Genomic DNA, 16,289 nt, shown 5'->3' with positions numbered 1-16,289 from the left:
GACTGTCCCCGTACGCTTCATAAGCTGTGTCACTCAGTTTGTATACTGATCGCACATTGCAGTGAAGCTACTTCATATAGCTTAACTTCTCTGGTATAATTTCCACTGTTTAGGAGAGATTGCGATGAAAGTAAGACTAGTAACGGAAGGTTTTTTTACACTTTTGGATGACGAACAAATCGAACAAACATTAATAGCACCAGAAGATGGTTTTTACTGGATTGATGCTAATTTAGAAGATTTAGCAATATTGCAACCATTATTCGGAATTCACGATCTTGCTGTTGAAGACTGTTTAAACGATGAAGAACAACGTCCAAAAATCGAAGTTTACAGCGATCACTATTTTATTGTGATGAATAGTATTCGGTTTGATAATGAAGACATATATTTACGGGCACTTAACATTTTTATTGGACAGCATTTTATTATTACGATAACGAACCAAAAAATTAACGAATTGCGGTTGCTGAAACCTACTTTGTGGGAACAAGAAGTGAATAGACCTGACTACTTTTTGTATCATTTATTCGACTTACTCGTAGATAACTACTTTTTAGTTGGCGACCGTATTGAAGATAAATTAGAATTGTTGGAAGAAGATATATTAATTCATCCGAAAAAAAATCACCTTACAGAAATTATCGGTCTACGTGGTGAGATTTTATGGGTAAAAAAGATGCTAGGTCCGCAACGAGAAGTTATCGGTTCTATTAATAAACGTGACTTACATTTAATCGATCATCAATTACAAAAATACTTTGGTGACGTATACGAAAACGCAATTAAAGTTTCGGAATCGTTTGAGACTTACCGCGACCTTACAGGTAACTTACGTGAAGCTTATCAATCAGGACTATCTGCGCGCGCCAACGAAATTATGCGTGTGTTTACAGCCATTACGACTATATTCATGCCCCTTACCTTTATCACCGGTATTTACGGTATGAACTTCGAGATTATACCAGGGCTAGATCTAAAATACGGATCGTATATTTTACTCGGTATTATGGCGATTCTCGGTATTGTCATGTTTTATATTTTTCGCAAAAAAGACTGGCTCTAGCACTAAGAAAGAGTTTAGTATCGAGATAAAGCCACATAACTTCATGAGCTACATGATCATATTTAAGCGACATCTTCTAATGATGGTAAATCAGCGGCTAACACCCCTCGATCTACCATCTTTTTTAATTTTACAACCTTTTTCATTTTACAACCTTTTTATTTGTTAATTTAAATTAGATCGGGACTTTGTGTTGAACCTAGATACTCATATTGATAAATCTTTCCCGTAGTTCCTGTTGCTACTGCTCGAAATTTACCTTTGTTCACAAGTATGCGACAATGTTTGATGACCGTGTCTTTATGAAGTTCAAGTTCTCTTGCTGCTTTTGCTGGACGTACCACTCGATGATGTCTAATAGCCAAACGCATCAATTGCCGTTCAATTTTCCCGAATTTATGTAAAACAATACCATTTTGATTGGTTGATATAGCTAAATAAGATGCCAATATACTTCGAAGCATAGCCAATACAAATGATGAATCCTCCTTCAGTTCATCCAATGAAATCTCAATATAGTGAAACCCTTGCGCTTGCAGAAACAATCCTCGATTCAGATCCATCCGAAATTTAGTTCGATCCCTACCATGCGAACCATAATCCATAATCTCAAAAACAAAATAATACCCACCCACTATCCACATAAAATCTACAAAATAAGATCGTCCTCGCGAATCCCTCACTTCATACTCCGGATGTAAACCACCAAAATGTCCTATAAGCACCCACCATACATTTTCTACAAATAAGCGATTACCATATCCATGACCTCTTCTTAGCGCATCTTTTCGTTCACCTTGCCGTTTAGTCAAATGTGCTTGAAGCCACTTTTCGTGTTCCACTTTAAAACTCATAACATTCCCCTCCCGATTCCTAATATATAAATTTTTGTAAATCTACGCCACATTCGCCAATATAAAAACACCCCGATCTTCCCTTCATATTGAAAGGAATTCCGGGGTGTACTTCGCCCATTCACTATACTATTATCGTTATTCTATGCCATAACTAGGTAATATTCAAGCTCAATTTATAGAATTGTAAACTTATATGTTTTCATATAACATCCACACAGACAGGCTACTGGCTTTCTAGCTCTTTTTATACGATTATTCGTACAAACGTTCTATCCAGACTCAATTATACCAATTTTTGTACGTTTTTTCGTATAAAATCCACACAGTCTACCGGCTTTCGAGGTCCTTTTATACGATTTACCGTACAAACGTTCTCTATAGACTCATTTATACCAATGTTTGTACGTTTTTTCTTATAAAATCCTACTCTAACCTCCTAGTGACAGTATGCCCAAACTATAAGTACAGCAATTGACGAAGAACTGGGTATAGTAGTATTATTGGAAACAACAGAAATGCCTGATACAATTCGCAATAAGCTTCTTCAAGAGTAATGTAATATGCTAGTTTTAGATTAGATTACATCATACAACACGAATACAAACCATCAGCATACAGCACCCAAGCAGCAAAATCACAGCTCAGGTGCTTTTATTATATTTTCCGTATAATACCAACGATTTGAGGGGCGACATAATGAAAATTATCCATGTAATGATAGTTTTTTGCTTAATAGCAGTGGGATGTTCTAAAGTAGACAATATAGATCAAATAGGAACAGATCAGGTAGGAGGAATTTCTATTAGCGGATATGTTGTTAAAAAAGAAGAAGGACAATTCCTCTTAGTTTCGCCTCAAGTGAGTTTTAATAATGATTATGAAGCAAATTGGGTAGTTTCAAACGAAGTCGTTGAATTAGGTCAGCTAATAGAAGTATTAGTTGTAAATGGAGAAATTAATGCATCAGATCCTGGAAAAGTCACGGCAGAATCAATAACTATTTTAGAAGATACGCCACACCATGGAGCAAAAAATGCTATCGAATATGCTTTATTACAACATCATTATATGGACGTACCTATTATTAAAACCATTACTTACTCTAAAGACAAAAAAGAATGGTTAGTTGTTTTAGTTGATAAAAAAGATGGTGACAAACGAGAAGTTAGCGTTACGTTAAAAGAGTAATTACATCTACACTGATTATTCACGATCCATAAAATACTTTCTTTAGCAACCAAATATTAGCTTCATCATACTATCCTATATGTTATTTTTTTACGCTGTAAGCAGCCTAATCCTTTAAATAGATTGGGCTGCTTTTTGCTGATAACAAAGAACTTTTTGAACAATACTATATATTTCGCTATAATAAAGAAAGTGCATGACAGACTTGTCGTAGATAAGGAGGTTTACTACTCTTGAATATAAGCCAATTAGAAACATTGCTGACCATTTCAAAAACGATGAGCTTTCGCAAAGCTGGTGAACTGCTCAATTTAACGCAACCCGCAGTCTCTGCTCAAATTAAAAGTCTCGAAGAAGAGTTTAACACCATCCTTATAAATCGGAACCAACCCGTAACATTAACCGACCACGGGCAAGTTTTTTTGGATCATGCCGCACGTATTTTGCAAGTGACCGAAGAGTTAAAGCAAAAATTAGCAGATTTGAATCAAACGCCGCAAGGTCATATTTCCCTAGGAACAACAGCTTCCATCGCTATTCAACTGCTTCCACGTGTGTTATCTTATTTTCAAAACCAATTTCCGCTGATCAAAACTACGATTCATACGATGCCTTCTTCACAAGTTATGACTAGTGTCGAAAATGGCTCTATCGATGTCGGGATTACTTATTTAACTGAAAAAAAGCAATTTATTTCATCGTCCATACTTTATTATGACACCTTCGAGTTAGTAGTAGCTCCGGAGCATCCACTAGCCAACCAGGCGCATATGACCATTGAAAAATTGAAAGATTTGCCAATGATTATGCTAGCTCCTGATACTTTAGGAAGAAAATTTTTAGATCAAATATTGCAAGAACACCGCGTACAACCGAATATTATAATGGAATTGTCTAGCAGTGAGGAAGTAAAACGAATGGTTGAAATTAATTTAGGTGCAGCTATCGTGTCCAAACTTTCCATCCCTAATGAATTAAAACGTGGTTCATTGCATATGATTAAAATTCCTGAATTAGAGCGTACGCATCCAGTCGGCGTCGTTTATAAATCATCTCGGTATTTGAATACAGCTATGCAGCAATTTTTGAGTGACCTAAAAGGAATGCCTGAACATCAATTTGTTAGTAGTGAATAATATACAACATATAAAAATTATTAGGAGGAGTTTGCGATGAAATTCGACTTGCATACCCATCATTCACGCTGTGGCCATGCTACTGGTGACATTGAAGATTATATTAAAGCAGCAATGGAGGTTGGTCTCCAAATCATCGGCATTTCAGATCACTCTCCTTATTTTTATCATGAAAAAGATCATCCTTTTGCTCAGATTACGATGGCTCGAAGTGATTTTCCTAACTATGTGGCAGAAGTGCTTGCGTTGAAGGATAAATATAAAGACAAAATTGAAGTGTTATTAGGCGTGGAATCAGATTATTTCCCACAACATATCGCTAGCTATCAAGCGGCATACAAGCAAATTCCGTTTGATTATATTATCGGTTCCGTTCATCAAGTAAATGGTGTCAGCATCTTCAACAGAAAAAGATGGAACAATTTAACTAAGCAGCAAATGATCGAAGAGAAAAAAACTTACTATACGTTAATCGCCGAATCTGCTCAAAGTGGCATGTTTGATATTTTGGGTCACATTGATGCGATGAAAGGCTACTTTCCAGACTTTTCTAACATCCCTGCTAACGATGCAATTGATCAAACATTACGAATTATCGCTGATCAGCAAATTGCCATTGAAATAAACACGTCGGGTAAAACAAAAACTGTTGGCGGCTGGTATCCATCCCATGACATGCTCGAGAGAGCGCATCACTTTGGCGTGCAAGTAACTTTCGGTTCTGACGCTCACGTTCCAACAAGAATTGCAGATGATTTTGATGAAGTGAGAGAAGTGTTAAAAGCAATCGGATACAAACAGTGGGTATTTTTTAGACAAAGAAAAAGAATTGCTGTTCCATTATAATTTTCTCAATATAATTTCCCCCCATAAATAAAAAAATGGATCTGCCGATGCAGATCCTAAAATTTATATATATTCAAAAGGGGGTCTACCTGTATATTAACCCATTAATGTAATGAGTCGATAACAGCAATATTTCAATTGTGTAACAAATTTCACCGCTTGATATTACTTTACTTACTTTTTATGTGATCCTATGATACAATTAGTACATTAAAAGCGGGGTGATTCGGTTGGATTACACGACAATGTGCCCTAAATATGAAGCTGCGGCCGATATTTTAGGTAAGAAATGGACTGGAAGAATAATTCGTGTACTACTAGGTGGACCAAAACGGTTCAAAGATATAAAAGAACAAATACCAGAAATGAGCGACAAAATGTTAACCGATCGTATGAAAGAACTCGAATGTCAAGGTATTGTCAAACGACAAGTGTACCCTGAAATGCCCGTTCGGATCGAATATGAATTAACAGAAAAAGGAAACGCATTAGAACCAGTTATCGAATCCATTCAAGAATGGGGCGAGCATTGGCTCTAGCTAAGTAATAGCGACCTTCATCTGTTCTAAGATAAAAAAACCTTTGACCTCCAGTTAACTGGAAGCAAAGGTTTTTTTGTTGTGCAATTAGTTGTTACTAAAGTTGTGTCTAAAATGGAAAGAACAGTGGTAACAAAGCAACCATTGCGACACCTAACAAAAGCTGTATTGGCAAACCAACCCGGACAAAATCCATAAACGAATATCTACCAGCGGTCATTACTAATGCGTTAGGTGGCGTGGAAAATGGTACAGCAAAACAAATCGTTGCCGCCAATGATACGGCGAATAAAAAAGTGATCGGATTAACTCCCATTTGGATAGCTGCTGACAAAGCAATTGGAGCAAATAATACAGCAGTAGCAGTATTACTAATGAATAAGTTAAGAAAAGAAACGGAAAAATAAATACCGGCTAACAGTGCTAATGGTCCATAACTACCTAGCGTGTTGACTAATTGAGTAGACATAAGCGCAGCTACACCTGTATTTTCAATTGCAATCGACATCGGGATCATACCACCAATTAAAACGATACTCTCCCAGTTAACCGTTTTATACGCTTCTTCCATACTTCTAAGACAACCAGTCACCACCATTAATACAGCGGCAATTAACACGCTTATAACAGCTGGTAATATATCCAAAATCATCATAACTACCATCAATACCATAATAGCGCCTGCAATCGGTGCTTTTGCATTATTCGGAACAGACTTTGCTGCCTCTAACGGTTGCCCAACGACTACAACATCATCTTGCTCCTCGGCTAGTCGTGCTATGTTTTCCCACGTTCCTTGCACTAGCAATGCATCACCAAAGCGCAATTTTTCATCTTTTAATTGATGCAGTATATAATTTCCTTTACGATTTACTCCCAAAATATTAATTTGGAACTTCTCGCGAAAACCAGTTTGTTTAATGAGCCGACTAATATGTTTCGAATTCGGAGGAAACAACACTTCCGCAATTCCAATTTCGGCAGAAGCATAATGGTCCGAAACTTGATTGTTTAACCTTTCTTGCGTCTGGCGATCGAGAATCGTTACCCCATTGTCATGCGCAAATCGTTCCACATTTTCATAAGAACCATTAACATACAAAATGTCATTACTTTCAATGTATGTATTAGGACCCGCCACTTCTTGACTAATCGTTTTAAAAAAAGGATTTTTAGAAGAGGTCACCCGTCTAATTTCACTTATACTAATACTATAGTGGTCCGTCATTTTTAATTCATGTAGTTGTTTGTGAATAATAGGTGCATTCTCTTTTACTTGTACGCGATAAAGATTTTGTGACAAACTGTATTGCGTTGCCAGCTCTTTCAAAGAACGAGCTCGCCCTTTGTTGTTCTCTTTAGTATCTTTGTTTTTGTTTGCCGGTACTAAGTAACGACTAAAAAACAAAATTAAGACAAATCCGATAATCAAACAAGCTATCCCAATAGGTGTAAAAGAGAAAAAAGACAGCTTCGTTATGCCAGCATTCGCTAGCGTTTCTCTTATAACCATATTTGGCGGGGTTCCAATCAACGTTAATGTGCCACCCAAACTACTTGCAAAAGCAAGCGGCATTAACAACTTTCCCGGATGAATATCGGCACTCATTGCTAAACTAACAACGATCGGTAACATCACAGCTACTGTACCAGTATTACTTACGAAAGCTCCGATAAAAGCAGTAACTAATATTACTGTAATTAGTAATTTCGTTTCACTGTTCCCTGAAAACTTCAACAAATAGCCGCTCACTTTTTTGGCAAGCCCCGTATGAAATATTCCTCCACCTACGACAAATAAACCGATCATCATAATGACAACCGAATTAGAAAATCCAGATAAAGCTTCATCAGGTCGCAAAATTCCAAAAGAAACTAACAATATTAGCGCACATACTGCGACTAAATCAGCTCTTATTTTGCCACTTACAAATAAAATGGCTGCAACAATTAATATCACTATTGTTATGATCATATCTGTCGTCATTACCATTGCCCCGCATTTCTTTCTATATTAATTGTATACTCTAATCGTAGCTTATCATAACCAGCTTATTGTTCTCTGTGACATTTCACATAGCCTTTACACTGATATCATGCGATAGTTGACCTAACCAATATGCGAAATAATATTTAAATTTTATATATTGTGCATCAAAAAAACAAGCATCACCAGTTATATATTAGCGTGTGTTCACCTGTCCTGGTTCATTCGCTAATATATAAAAACTGATGATGCCATTATATTGTACTAAATTTAAGTCGTTTCGACTATAACATTTGTTATTCGACTTTCATTTTAACTACATTCCTAACCATTTCTTGAACAAATGTTTCGTCGTATCTTTGTTCATAGCTGCGATAGAAGTAGTAAGTGGAATACCTTTCGGGCAAGAACGAACACAGTTTTGGGAGTTACCACAACCTTCAATCCCGCCATCGGTCATTAATGCATCCAAACGCTCTTCTTTGTTCATCTCACCCGTTGGATGAGCGTTAAATAAACGAACTTGAGAAATAGCAGCAGGCCCAATAAAACTATTGCGTTCATTTACGTTTGGACAAGCTTCTAAGCAGACACCGCAGGTCATACATTTCGATAACTCGTATGCCCATTGTCGTTTAGATTCAGCCATCCGTGGTCCTGGTCCCAAATCGTAAGTACCATCAATCGGAATCCAAGCTTTTACTTTTTTCAATGCAGTAAACATCCGTTCACGATCGATGACAAGGTCACGAACGACCGGAAACGTACGCATAGGTTCCAAACGAATTGGTTGCTCTAGCTTGTCTACAAGCGCACTACACGCTTGACGGGGCTTTCCGTTAATCACCATCGAACAAGCACCACATACTTCTTCTAGACAGTTAGAATCCCAGCAAACAGGAGCAGTATCAGCACCGTCTGCCTTTTTTGGATTACGTTGTATTTCCATCAGTCCACTTATGACGTTCATATTTGGACGATATGGTATTTCAAACTCTTCGACATATGGCTTTGCTTCCGGTGAATCTTGTCTTGTAATGACAAACTTAACCGTTTTGCTAGTAACAGTTGATTGAGACATGATTAATCTCCTTTCTTCTTATCTGTCGAGTAGTCACGTTTACGAGGTTGAATCAAACTAACATCGATATCTTCATAAGAAATTTGTGGACCATCTTTTGTCCAGCTAGCAATCGTTGTTTTCATAAATTTATCGTCATCACGCTCAGGGAAATCTGGTTTATAGTGAGCACCACGGCTCTCATTACGCATTAGCGCACCTAAAGTCATCGCTTCTGCTAACTCTAACATATTCCACAATTGACGAGTAAACGCTACACCTGCATTATTCCACTGAGCAGTATCATTGATGTTGATTTGATTATAACGTTGTTTTAATTCTTTTATTTTACCAATCGTTTGCTCCAACTTATCATTAAAGCGAACAACCGTCATATTATTCGTCATCCATTCGCCTAGTTCTTTGTGTAGAACGTAAGCATTTTCATTGCCTGACATTGCCAAAATGTTGTTGTATATACCCATTTGACGACTTGCTTCTCGATCAAAAACAGAGGAAGATATATCTTCCGCAGATTTACTCAAACTACGAATATATTCCACGGCTTTCGGTCCAGCAACCATCCCACCATAAATAGCAGATAGCAAGGAATTCGCACCTAGCCGATTTGCACCATGGTATTGGTAATCACATTCACCAGCTGCAAACAAACCTGGAATATTAGTCATTTGATTGTAATCTACCCACATACCACCCATCGAGTAGTGAACACCTGGGAATATCTTCATTGGAATTTTACGTGGATCGTCTCCCATAAATTTCTCATAAATTTCGATAATTCCACCTAGTTTTACGTCCAACTCTTTTGGATCTTTATGTGACAAGTCAAGATAAACCATGTTTTCTCCATTAATACCTAGCTTTTGATCTACACAGACGCTGAATATTTCACGAGTAGCAATATCCCTTGGAACAAGGTTTCCGTAAGCTGGATACTTTTCCTCTAAGAAATACCATGGTTTTCCATCTTTATAAGTCCAAATTCGACCACCTTCACCACGAGCTGACTCTGACATCAGACGAAGTTTATCATCTCCAGGAATAGCTGTCGGGTGAATTTGAATAAACTCACCATTCGCGTAATTCACACCTTGTTGATAAACCGCACTCGCTGCTGTTCCTGTATTAATAACGGAGTTTGTCGTTTTACCAAAAATAATACCAGGACCACCAGATGCCACGATTACAGCATCTGCACGAACTGTATTAATTTCCATTGAACGCAAATCTTGTGCAGAAATACCACGGCAAACACCATCATCATCTAGTACTGCACCTAAAAATTCATGATGTTCAAATTTAGCTACTAAACCAGCTGCTTCCCAGCGACGCACTTGTTCATCAAGCGCATACAAAAGTTGCTGTCCAGTTGTTGCTCCTGCAAATGCTGTTCGGTGATGCTTCGTTCCACCAAAGCGACGGAAATCAAGCAATCCTTCCGATGTACGGTTGAACATAACTCCCATACGATCCATCAAGTGAATAATACCTGGGGCAGCATCACACATCGCCTTAACCGGTGGCTGATTAGCCAAAAAGTCGCCACCATAAACGCTATCGTCAAAATGCTCCCAAGGTGAATCCCCTTCACCTTTTGTATTAACAGCACCGTTAATACCGCCTTGCGCACAAACGGAGTGAGAGCGTTTTACTGGTACGAGTGAAAATAAGTCTACATGTACGCCAGCTTCCGCAGCTTTAATAGTTGCCATAAGACCAGCCAAGCCACCGCCGACGACAATAATTTTATTTTTTGCCATTTCCTATCGCTCCTTGTATTCTAACTATCCAATATTACGAATCATTTGTAACATATCGCCTGCCGTTTTAAATTCATCGCCACGGAACGCTATAAGTGAAAGTAAGAAAAATGCTGCTACGACAACGAAAACACCCATACAAATATATGAAGAAATTCGTTGTGCTTTTGGTCCTACTGTAATTCCCCAACTAATTAAAAACGCCCACAATCCATTACTAAAGTGGAATACAGCTGCTAGGACACCGATCACATAAAATGCAAAGAACCATGGGTTATTAGCAATCTCATTCATAGTTGAACCTAGTTGATCCGAAGTAATTTTTCCTAAATAAACTTGAAGTCTTGTTTGATACACGTGCCAAAATACGAAAATGAAGGTAACAACACCCGTTAAACGTTGCGCCGTAAATGCCCAATTTCGTTCATACTTAAATCTGCCCATATTAGAATCCGATTGATATGCTACATATAAACCATAGATTCCATGAAATAACAACGGTAAGTAAATACCTAATATTTCGAGCACTGGCAATAGCGGCATACTGTTAATTAAGTTAACAGCTTTACTAAAACCTTCTGGTCCTCGTTCAAACGCTTGATAATTAGCCAAACCATGAACAATGATAAACATACCTAGCGGAATGATTCCGAGCAAAGAATGTAATTTGCGCGGAAAATAAGAATTTCCTTTCATTTCCAGCTTTCTCCTTTCGATTCTGTACCTAATACATTGTTTAATTAGAAGATAAACAAACCATGTATCATTGTACCCCCAGCATGAACAAGCGTCAATCGATTCGACACATATTTGTCATACTTCCATCCTACCCTTTTTCAGCTTATAATGGAATTGCTTATTAATTATAATATGTTATACGATAAATGCATAAGGAGTGAATGAGATGATCGAAGAATTGCATATGTTTGCATTAATTGTAGAACATTCCAGCATGAATAAAGCTGCAAATGTGCTAAATATTTCACAACCTGCACTATCACGCCGACTTGCCAAATTGGAGCAAGAGATTGGTGTCGATTTATTTGACCGAATAGGTAAACGTTTGGAATTGACCCGAGTAGGGCAATTAACGTATGAATACGCACTGGAATTAAGGCAAAAACATCATAAGTTTATGCAATCCGTAGCCGAATTTGTCCACACAGAGCGATCTCATTTGACTATAGGTGCAAGTTTAACTACTTTACAAACGACATTACCCGATATTATCCAAGCACTAACAGTTAATAATCCTAACATTGATATTAAAGCAATCACTGGTAAAACGCACGAAATTGTTTCCTATGTCCGCGACCATAAAGTCGATATTGGCATTGTCGCTTCTGGCGTGGAAGACCCTTTGCTGCACAGTACACCACTTTTTCACGATCATTTGGTACTAGTCGTCCCGCGCAACGTATTACAAGCGCCACCAGAAAAATTTTCAATTTTAGATTTAAACCATTTACCTATGATTTTATTTTCCAAAGGAACGTGGTATCGCGTTCTAACAGATGAATTATTTGAAAAATATCAGTTAGCTCCCGATGTGCGTATGGAAATCGATTCTTTTGAAGCTATTTTACGGTTATTGCATACTTGTCGCGCTGCTACTCTACTACCTCGCTCTTATATGCGACAGCAGTTGTTACTAGACAATGAACTAGCGGTTATTAATATTGGGGAACTGGAGAATACTAAACGTACTACGTCCTTGATCCATCTATCGCCCGAGACAATGAATCCGTCTGTCCAACTGTGGGTAAAACAAATTGCATCGTTGTTCGATTCACCAACCCATTAGTTTTTTATTATTGTTGTTACCAACAGTATCTAAAAGATTCCGGATGGAATTAGCATATTCATGGAAGAATATGATAAAGTAAAATAGGTCGTTTAGTTTATATTAGAGGTGAGTCGATGACAGAGATCATAAGTCAAAAAGAGTGGAAAAAATATATTTTAGCTGCCATAATCAGCTGCCTTGTGTTTGTTTCTTTTGAAATAATACCGTTAATCAAATATTCAAATGAGCATCCTTACGGCGGTAAAGCAATCTCCAAACAAGAAGCTAGCACAAAAGCAATTAATTTTGCGAAGCAACATTTAGGTGTTACTGTTCGTGCAAGTAAGCCTATCCATCAATCAAAGCGGTTGTTTGTTGGGTATTTGGATAAAGAAAAACTAACTGCCAACTACGACCAACAATATGACTCTCATTTTCCTAATGATTTTTTTCAAGTTCGCTTGACGATTGCTGGTATGCAGGAAACTCCGACAGTAGATGTACATATGTATAGCGGCGAAATAGTGGGCTGGCACTTCCCAAAATTACAATCCATGCAAACAGATGAGGAAAAAGCAACTAAACCATTAGACAAACAAACACAAATCGATGCCATTACAGGTGAGCTATTACGATATCATCTCCATCCAAAGCAATTACAGCAATGGGAACAAACGCCAGATGGATTGTGGAAAGCAACCTCTAGCAGCTATAACATTGGCGAAGCAACAATGGAAGTTACTGCACAAGCAGCGTTAATTAACGATCGGATTGTTGTAACAAAATATGCTTCTAATTTTATTCCACCGGATGATTATATTACCTATGTGAAGCAACAAGACAAGTTAGCAATGCAGTTAAGCCAGTACGGCTATTTACTGATGAGTATCGTCTTAGCAATATTGGCGATCATTTATGCTATTGTCTATCGTCAGTATACATCGTTTAAATATGGAATTATGTTAACAGCGATTTTCTTCCTTACCTATCTCATTATGAACTTAAATATGATCGATGGAATGTTTGCTTTGGAAGGCGCTATACCATCCAATTCTGCTCCTTTCAAATTATTAATGATTGTCGTGATGTTTATACTAACTGTTATGATGGCCTTTTCTGTTTATATTTCCATCTTTGCAGGTGAAGGATTATGGAGAGTACAGAAACGAAGTATTTGGCCAAAACGTGGAGAGCAAGGCTACGGCAACTATATATGGCGCAGTATGATTTTATCCTACTTGTTTGCTTTCATTATGTTAGGATTACAACCTGTTATTTTTTGGATACTAAGCAAAGTTATCGGTACTTGGAGTACTAGTGACGTTTCGACTTCTCCTTACAATATGTCTGTACTTTGGTTAATGCCTGTATTAGCTTGGGCAGCAGCCATATCGGAAGAAGCTATTTTCCGTTTATTTGGAATTGGATTATTCCGCCGGTGGTTCCGCAATACTTTTGCTGCCGCGATATTACCGACTATTTTTTGGGCACTTGGACATGTAACGTATCCATTCTATCCGGCGACGACACGGTTGATCGAATTGATCATCATCGGTTTGTTATTCAGCTTCATTTTCGTTCGTTACGGATTTCCAACAGCCGTCTTTACTCATGCCATTTTCAATACAATTGCGGTAAGTAGCAGCCTGTATATGATGGGTAGTACGACAGATAAATTATCTGCCACCTTCTTTTTAATATTACCCGTTATTATCGCCTTCCTTTTGAGAAAATGGGATGGAACGCGCCGTAATTCAGGCAAAGTACCACTACAGCGATCTTAAACAACTTTAAAGATCGGTTAGCAGCTACAGAAACATGGTTTCATAGGCAAGGCGCTATAACCATTCGTTAACCAACACGGATGATTATAGCGCCTTTTGCATAAGCAGTATTCTATTGATAATTTCTTCTGTTTTCTACGCTTGTCCATCGTCATTCAAAGATTCTAAAATACGTGTCGCCAGTGCTGAACCGATTGAGATTGCTTGAAAATCTTCTACCGTTGCTTCACTTATTTTTTTAAGCGAGCCAAAATGTTTTAATAACGCTTTACGACGCTTTTCCCCTATGCCAGGTATTTGATCCAATTTCGATTCAACCATTGATTTTGCTCTCTGCGCACGGTGAAATGTAATAGCAAATCGGTGCACTTCTTCTTGAATGCGTTGTAACAAATAAAACTCATGACTATCACGTGGCAGTGGAACAATAGCCGGCGGCTCTCCAGCCATTAACTGTGCTGTTTTATGTTTATCATCTTTTACTAATCCACATACCATAATAAATAGCCCTAGCTCATTGTGCAGCACATCCAAAGCTGCTGATATTTGTCCTTTTCCTCCATCGACTACAATAAGGTCAGGCTGAGGCAAGTTCTCTTTTAATACCCGCTCATATCTTCTGCGAATAACTTCCCGCATCGTTTCGTAGTCATCTGCGCCCTGCACCGTCTTAATGTTGTATTTACGATATTCTTTACTAGCCGGTTTCCCATCCACAAAAACGACCATAGCAGATACTGGATTCGTTCCTTGAATATTCGAGTTATCAAATGCTTCTATTCGTGTTGCTTGATCCAGCCCCAGCCACTTGGCAAGCGCTTGTGCCGCTTTAACACTTCTATCTTCATCTCTTTCTAATAAGCGAAACTTTTCATTTAAAACTAGCGTAGCATTTTGCTGTGCCATCGCCACCGCTTCACTTTTTTTGCCTCGCTGTGGTAGCTGCACTTTAATTTTCAACCAACTTTCCAATGCGCTAACTACTTCTTCGGCTTGCTCATCCTCTTCTGGTCGTGGCAATAGTACTTGCTTTGGCAAGGCAGGATTTTCACTATAATATTGCGAAACAAAACTAATAAAATCATCATATTCATTACCATAGTAGGGGAAACTTGTTCCATGTCGCTCGATCATCTTTCCTTGCCGCATATATAAAATTTGGACAGACATCCACCCTTTATCAACCGCATAGCCGAAAATATCACGGTCCAACGCATCTGCCATCGTAATTTTTTGTTTTTCCATCGTCGCATCGATTGCCAACAATTGATCTCGATATTCTTTTGCTTGCTCAAAATCTAATTGCTCCGCTGCCACTCCCATTTTCCGTTCCAATTCTTTGCGAACGACCAACTGTCCACCGTTTAGAAAACTCGTAATTTCGTGTACCATTTGATCATAAGTAGATTGTTCCACCGTATATTCGCATGGAGCAAGACATTGCCCGATATGGTAGTACAAACATACTTTTTCTGGCATCGTATTGCACTTACGTAGTGGATATAGGCGATCTAGTAATTTCTTCGTTTGTTGTGCAGCATAGGCATTTGGATATGGCCCAAAATATTTGCCTTTATCTTTAATAACTCGTCTCGTTACTTCCAATCTAGGATGTCTTTCATTCGTAATTTTAATATAAGGGAACGTTTTATCGTCTTTTAATAGTACGTTATAGCGTGGTTGATGTTGTTTAATCAAATTACACTCTAAAATTAATGCCTCCGCATTGCTAGCTGTAACGATAAATTCAAAATCAACAATTTCCGATACTAACTTTTGTGTTTTCGTATTATGGCTTCCCGAAAAATACGAACGTACCCTATTTTTGAGCACTTTTGCTTTGCCAACATAAATAATTGCTTGATCACTATTTTTCATTAAATAGCAACCCGGCTGATCAGGCAATATCGCTAACTTGTGCTGAATATGTTCGTAATGATTCATCATTTTGCCCACCTTATTATTAATATAACAATTATTTTCATTTGTATTTAACTTTTGTCACTGACATGCTTTACAAGTATTCTAATAGTTGGGTATACTATGAGAAGCAATCGCTCGTAAAAGGAGGTCGTAATGATGGAAAACGTAAAAGATCCACGCGAACATTACAATCAGGAACCGCGTCATGACTTCTGGGACGTTGTTTTCGGATTTGGTGGTATGTTTGCTTTTATGACGATTGTGTTTGTAGCAGCAGTTGTTGTGAAATTCATCATTTCATAATTGTTGCGCACAACCATACGTCACAAGAAGATT

The 16,289-nt window shown here is 37.9% G+C and carries 14 protein-coding genes; 8 read left to right on the top strand and 6 right to left on the bottom strand.

What is annotated here, in order from left to right:
- Positions 1-124 precede the first annotated feature (124 nt).
- Positions 125-1,066, top strand: coding sequence for a magnesium/cobalt transporter CorA (gene corA / locus ACFSTH_RS16680; protein ID WP_377774917.1), 942 nt, complete (start codon positions 125-127; stop codon positions 1,064-1,066).
- 170 nt (positions 1,067-1,236) lie between these two features.
- Here corA and ACFSTH_RS16675 read toward each other — a convergent pair whose 3' ends face one another.
- Positions 1,237-1,920, bottom strand: coding sequence for a hypothetical protein (locus ACFSTH_RS16675; protein WP_377774918.1), 684 nt, complete (start codon positions 1,918-1,920; stop codon positions 1,237-1,239).
- 699 nt (positions 1,921-2,619) lie between these two features.
- Between ACFSTH_RS16675 and ACFSTH_RS16670 the strand changes: the two genes are divergently transcribed.
- From ACFSTH_RS16670 to ACFSTH_RS16655, 4 genes are all read left to right on the top strand, one after another.
- Positions 2,620-3,111 carry a hypothetical protein gene (locus ACFSTH_RS16670; protein WP_377774919.1) on the top strand — a complete coding sequence of 164 codons (492 nt, stop codon included), beginning with the start codon at positions 2,620-2,622 and terminating at the stop codon, positions 3,109-3,111.
- A gap of 233 nt (positions 3,112-3,344) precedes the next feature.
- The gene (locus tag ACFSTH_RS16665; RefSeq protein ID WP_377774920.1) at positions 3,345-4,247 is read left to right on the top strand and encodes a LysR family transcriptional regulator; all 903 of its coding nucleotides are present in this window, start codon (positions 3,345-3,347) and stop codon (positions 4,245-4,247) included.
- Between the two features lie 36 nt (positions 4,248-4,283).
- Positions 4,284-5,093: a histidinol-phosphatase gene (locus ACFSTH_RS16660; RefSeq protein ID WP_377774921.1), complete on the top strand. Its 810-nt coding sequence runs from the start codon at positions 4,284-4,286 to the stop codon at positions 5,091-5,093.
- Between the two features lie 230 nt (positions 5,094-5,323).
- Complete coding sequence (locus tag ACFSTH_RS16655; protein ID WP_377774922.1) at positions 5,324-5,632, top strand: winged helix-turn-helix transcriptional regulator; 309 nt, start codon at positions 5,324-5,326, stop codon at positions 5,630-5,632.
- 109 nt (positions 5,633-5,741) lie between these two features.
- On the opposite strand, the gene ACFSTH_RS16650 is transcribed toward ACFSTH_RS16655, so the two are convergent.
- From ACFSTH_RS16650 to ACFSTH_RS16635, 4 genes are all read right to left on the bottom strand, one after another.
- Positions 5,742-7,619 carry an SLC13 family permease gene (locus tag ACFSTH_RS16650; RefSeq protein WP_377774923.1) on the bottom strand — a complete coding sequence of 626 codons (1,878 nt, stop codon included), beginning with the start codon at positions 7,617-7,619 and terminating at the stop codon, positions 5,742-5,744.
- Positions 7,620-7,935: 316 nt separating this feature from the next.
- On the bottom strand, positions 7,936-8,700 hold the full coding sequence (gene sdhB, locus ACFSTH_RS16645) for a succinate dehydrogenase iron-sulfur subunit (protein WP_377774924.1): 765 nt from the start codon (positions 8,698-8,700) through the stop codon (positions 7,936-7,938).
- A gap of 2 nt (positions 8,701-8,702) precedes the next feature.
- Complete coding sequence (sdhA, locus tag ACFSTH_RS16640; RefSeq protein WP_377774925.1) at positions 8,703-10,460, bottom strand: succinate dehydrogenase flavoprotein subunit; 1,758 nt, start codon at positions 10,458-10,460, stop codon at positions 8,703-8,705.
- Positions 10,461-10,484: 24 nt separating this feature from the next.
- Positions 10,485-11,156, bottom strand: a complete 672-nt coding sequence (locus tag ACFSTH_RS16635) for a succinate dehydrogenase cytochrome b558 subunit (RefSeq protein ID WP_377774926.1) — start codon at positions 11,154-11,156, stop codon at positions 10,485-10,487.
- Positions 11,157-11,364: 208 nt separating this feature from the next.
- Between ACFSTH_RS16635 and ACFSTH_RS16630 the strand changes: the two genes are divergently transcribed.
- Together ACFSTH_RS16630 and ACFSTH_RS16625 are read left to right on the top strand one after the other, a co-directional pair.
- On the top strand, positions 11,365-12,264 hold the full coding sequence (locus tag ACFSTH_RS16630) for a LysR family transcriptional regulator (protein WP_377774927.1): 900 nt from the start codon (positions 11,365-11,367) through the stop codon (positions 12,262-12,264).
- A gap of 116 nt (positions 12,265-12,380) precedes the next feature.
- Complete coding sequence (locus ACFSTH_RS16625) at positions 12,381-14,030, top strand: CPBP family intramembrane glutamic endopeptidase (protein WP_377774928.1); 1,650 nt, start codon at positions 12,381-12,383, stop codon at positions 14,028-14,030.
- A gap of 135 nt (positions 14,031-14,165) precedes the next feature.
- Here the strand turns inward: ACFSTH_RS16625 and uvrC are convergent, their stop codons facing one another.
- On the bottom strand, positions 14,166-15,974 hold the full coding sequence (uvrC, locus tag ACFSTH_RS16620) for an excinuclease ABC subunit UvrC (protein WP_377775005.1): 1,809 nt from the start codon (positions 15,972-15,974) through the stop codon (positions 14,166-14,168).
- 132 nt (positions 15,975-16,106) lie between these two features.
- Between uvrC and ACFSTH_RS16615 the strand changes: the two genes are divergently transcribed.
- Positions 16,107-16,256 carry a YqzM family protein gene (locus ACFSTH_RS16615; RefSeq protein ID WP_377774929.1) on the top strand — a complete coding sequence of 50 codons (150 nt, stop codon included), beginning with the start codon at positions 16,107-16,109 and terminating at the stop codon, positions 16,254-16,256.
- Positions 16,257-16,289: the final 33 nt, after the last annotated feature.

It is taken from the genome of Paenibacillus yanchengensis (genome assembly GCF_042684845.1).
Classification (GTDB): Bacteria; Bacillota; Bacilli; order Paenibacillales; family Paenibacillaceae; genus Pristimantibacillus; species Pristimantibacillus yanchengensis.
Note: the sequence above shows the minus strand (reverse complement) of the source record. Positions and strands in the feature narration are given on the sequence as shown.

Excerpts from the sequence above, each read along its gene's own strand:
- corA (WP_377774917.1), top strand. The coding sequence starts at position 125 with ATGAAAGTAAGACTAGTAACGGAAGGTTTTTTTACACTTTTGGATGAC.
- ACFSTH_RS16675 (WP_377774918.1), bottom strand. The coding sequence starts at position 1,920 with ATGAGTTTTAAAGTGGAACACGAAAAGTGGCTTCAAGCACATTTGACT.
- ACFSTH_RS16670 (WP_377774919.1), top strand. The coding sequence starts at position 2,620 with ATGAAAATTATCCATGTAATGATAGTTTTTTGCTTAATAGCAGTGGGA.
- ACFSTH_RS16660 (WP_377774921.1), top strand. The coding sequence starts at position 4,284 with ATGAAATTCGACTTGCATACCCATCATTCACGCTGTGGCCATGCTACT.
- ACFSTH_RS16650 (WP_377774923.1), bottom strand. The coding sequence starts at position 7,619 with ATGACGACAGATATGATCATAACAATAGTGATATTAATTGTTGCAGCC.
- sdhB (WP_377774924.1), bottom strand. The coding sequence starts at position 8,700 with ATGTCTCAATCAACTGTTACTAGCAAAACGGTTAAGTTTGTCATTACA.
- sdhA (WP_377774925.1), bottom strand. The coding sequence starts at position 10,460 with ATGGCAAAAAATAAAATTATTGTCGTCGGCGGTGGCTTGGCTGGTCTT.
- ACFSTH_RS16635 (WP_377774926.1), bottom strand. The coding sequence starts at position 11,156 with ATGAAAGGAAATTCTTATTTTCCGCGCAAATTACATTCTTTGCTCGGA.
- ACFSTH_RS16630 (WP_377774927.1), top strand. The coding sequence starts at position 11,365 with ATGATCGAAGAATTGCATATGTTTGCATTAATTGTAGAACATTCCAGC.
- ACFSTH_RS16625 (WP_377774928.1), top strand. The coding sequence starts at position 12,381 with ATGACAGAGATCATAAGTCAAAAAGAGTGGAAAAAATATATTTTAGCT.
- uvrC (WP_377775005.1), bottom strand. The coding sequence starts at position 15,974 with ATGAATCATTACGAACATATTCAGCACAAGTTAGCGATATTGCCTGAT.
- ACFSTH_RS16615 (WP_377774929.1), top strand. The coding sequence starts at position 16,107 with ATGATGGAAAACGTAAAAGATCCACGCGAACATTACAATCAGGAACCG.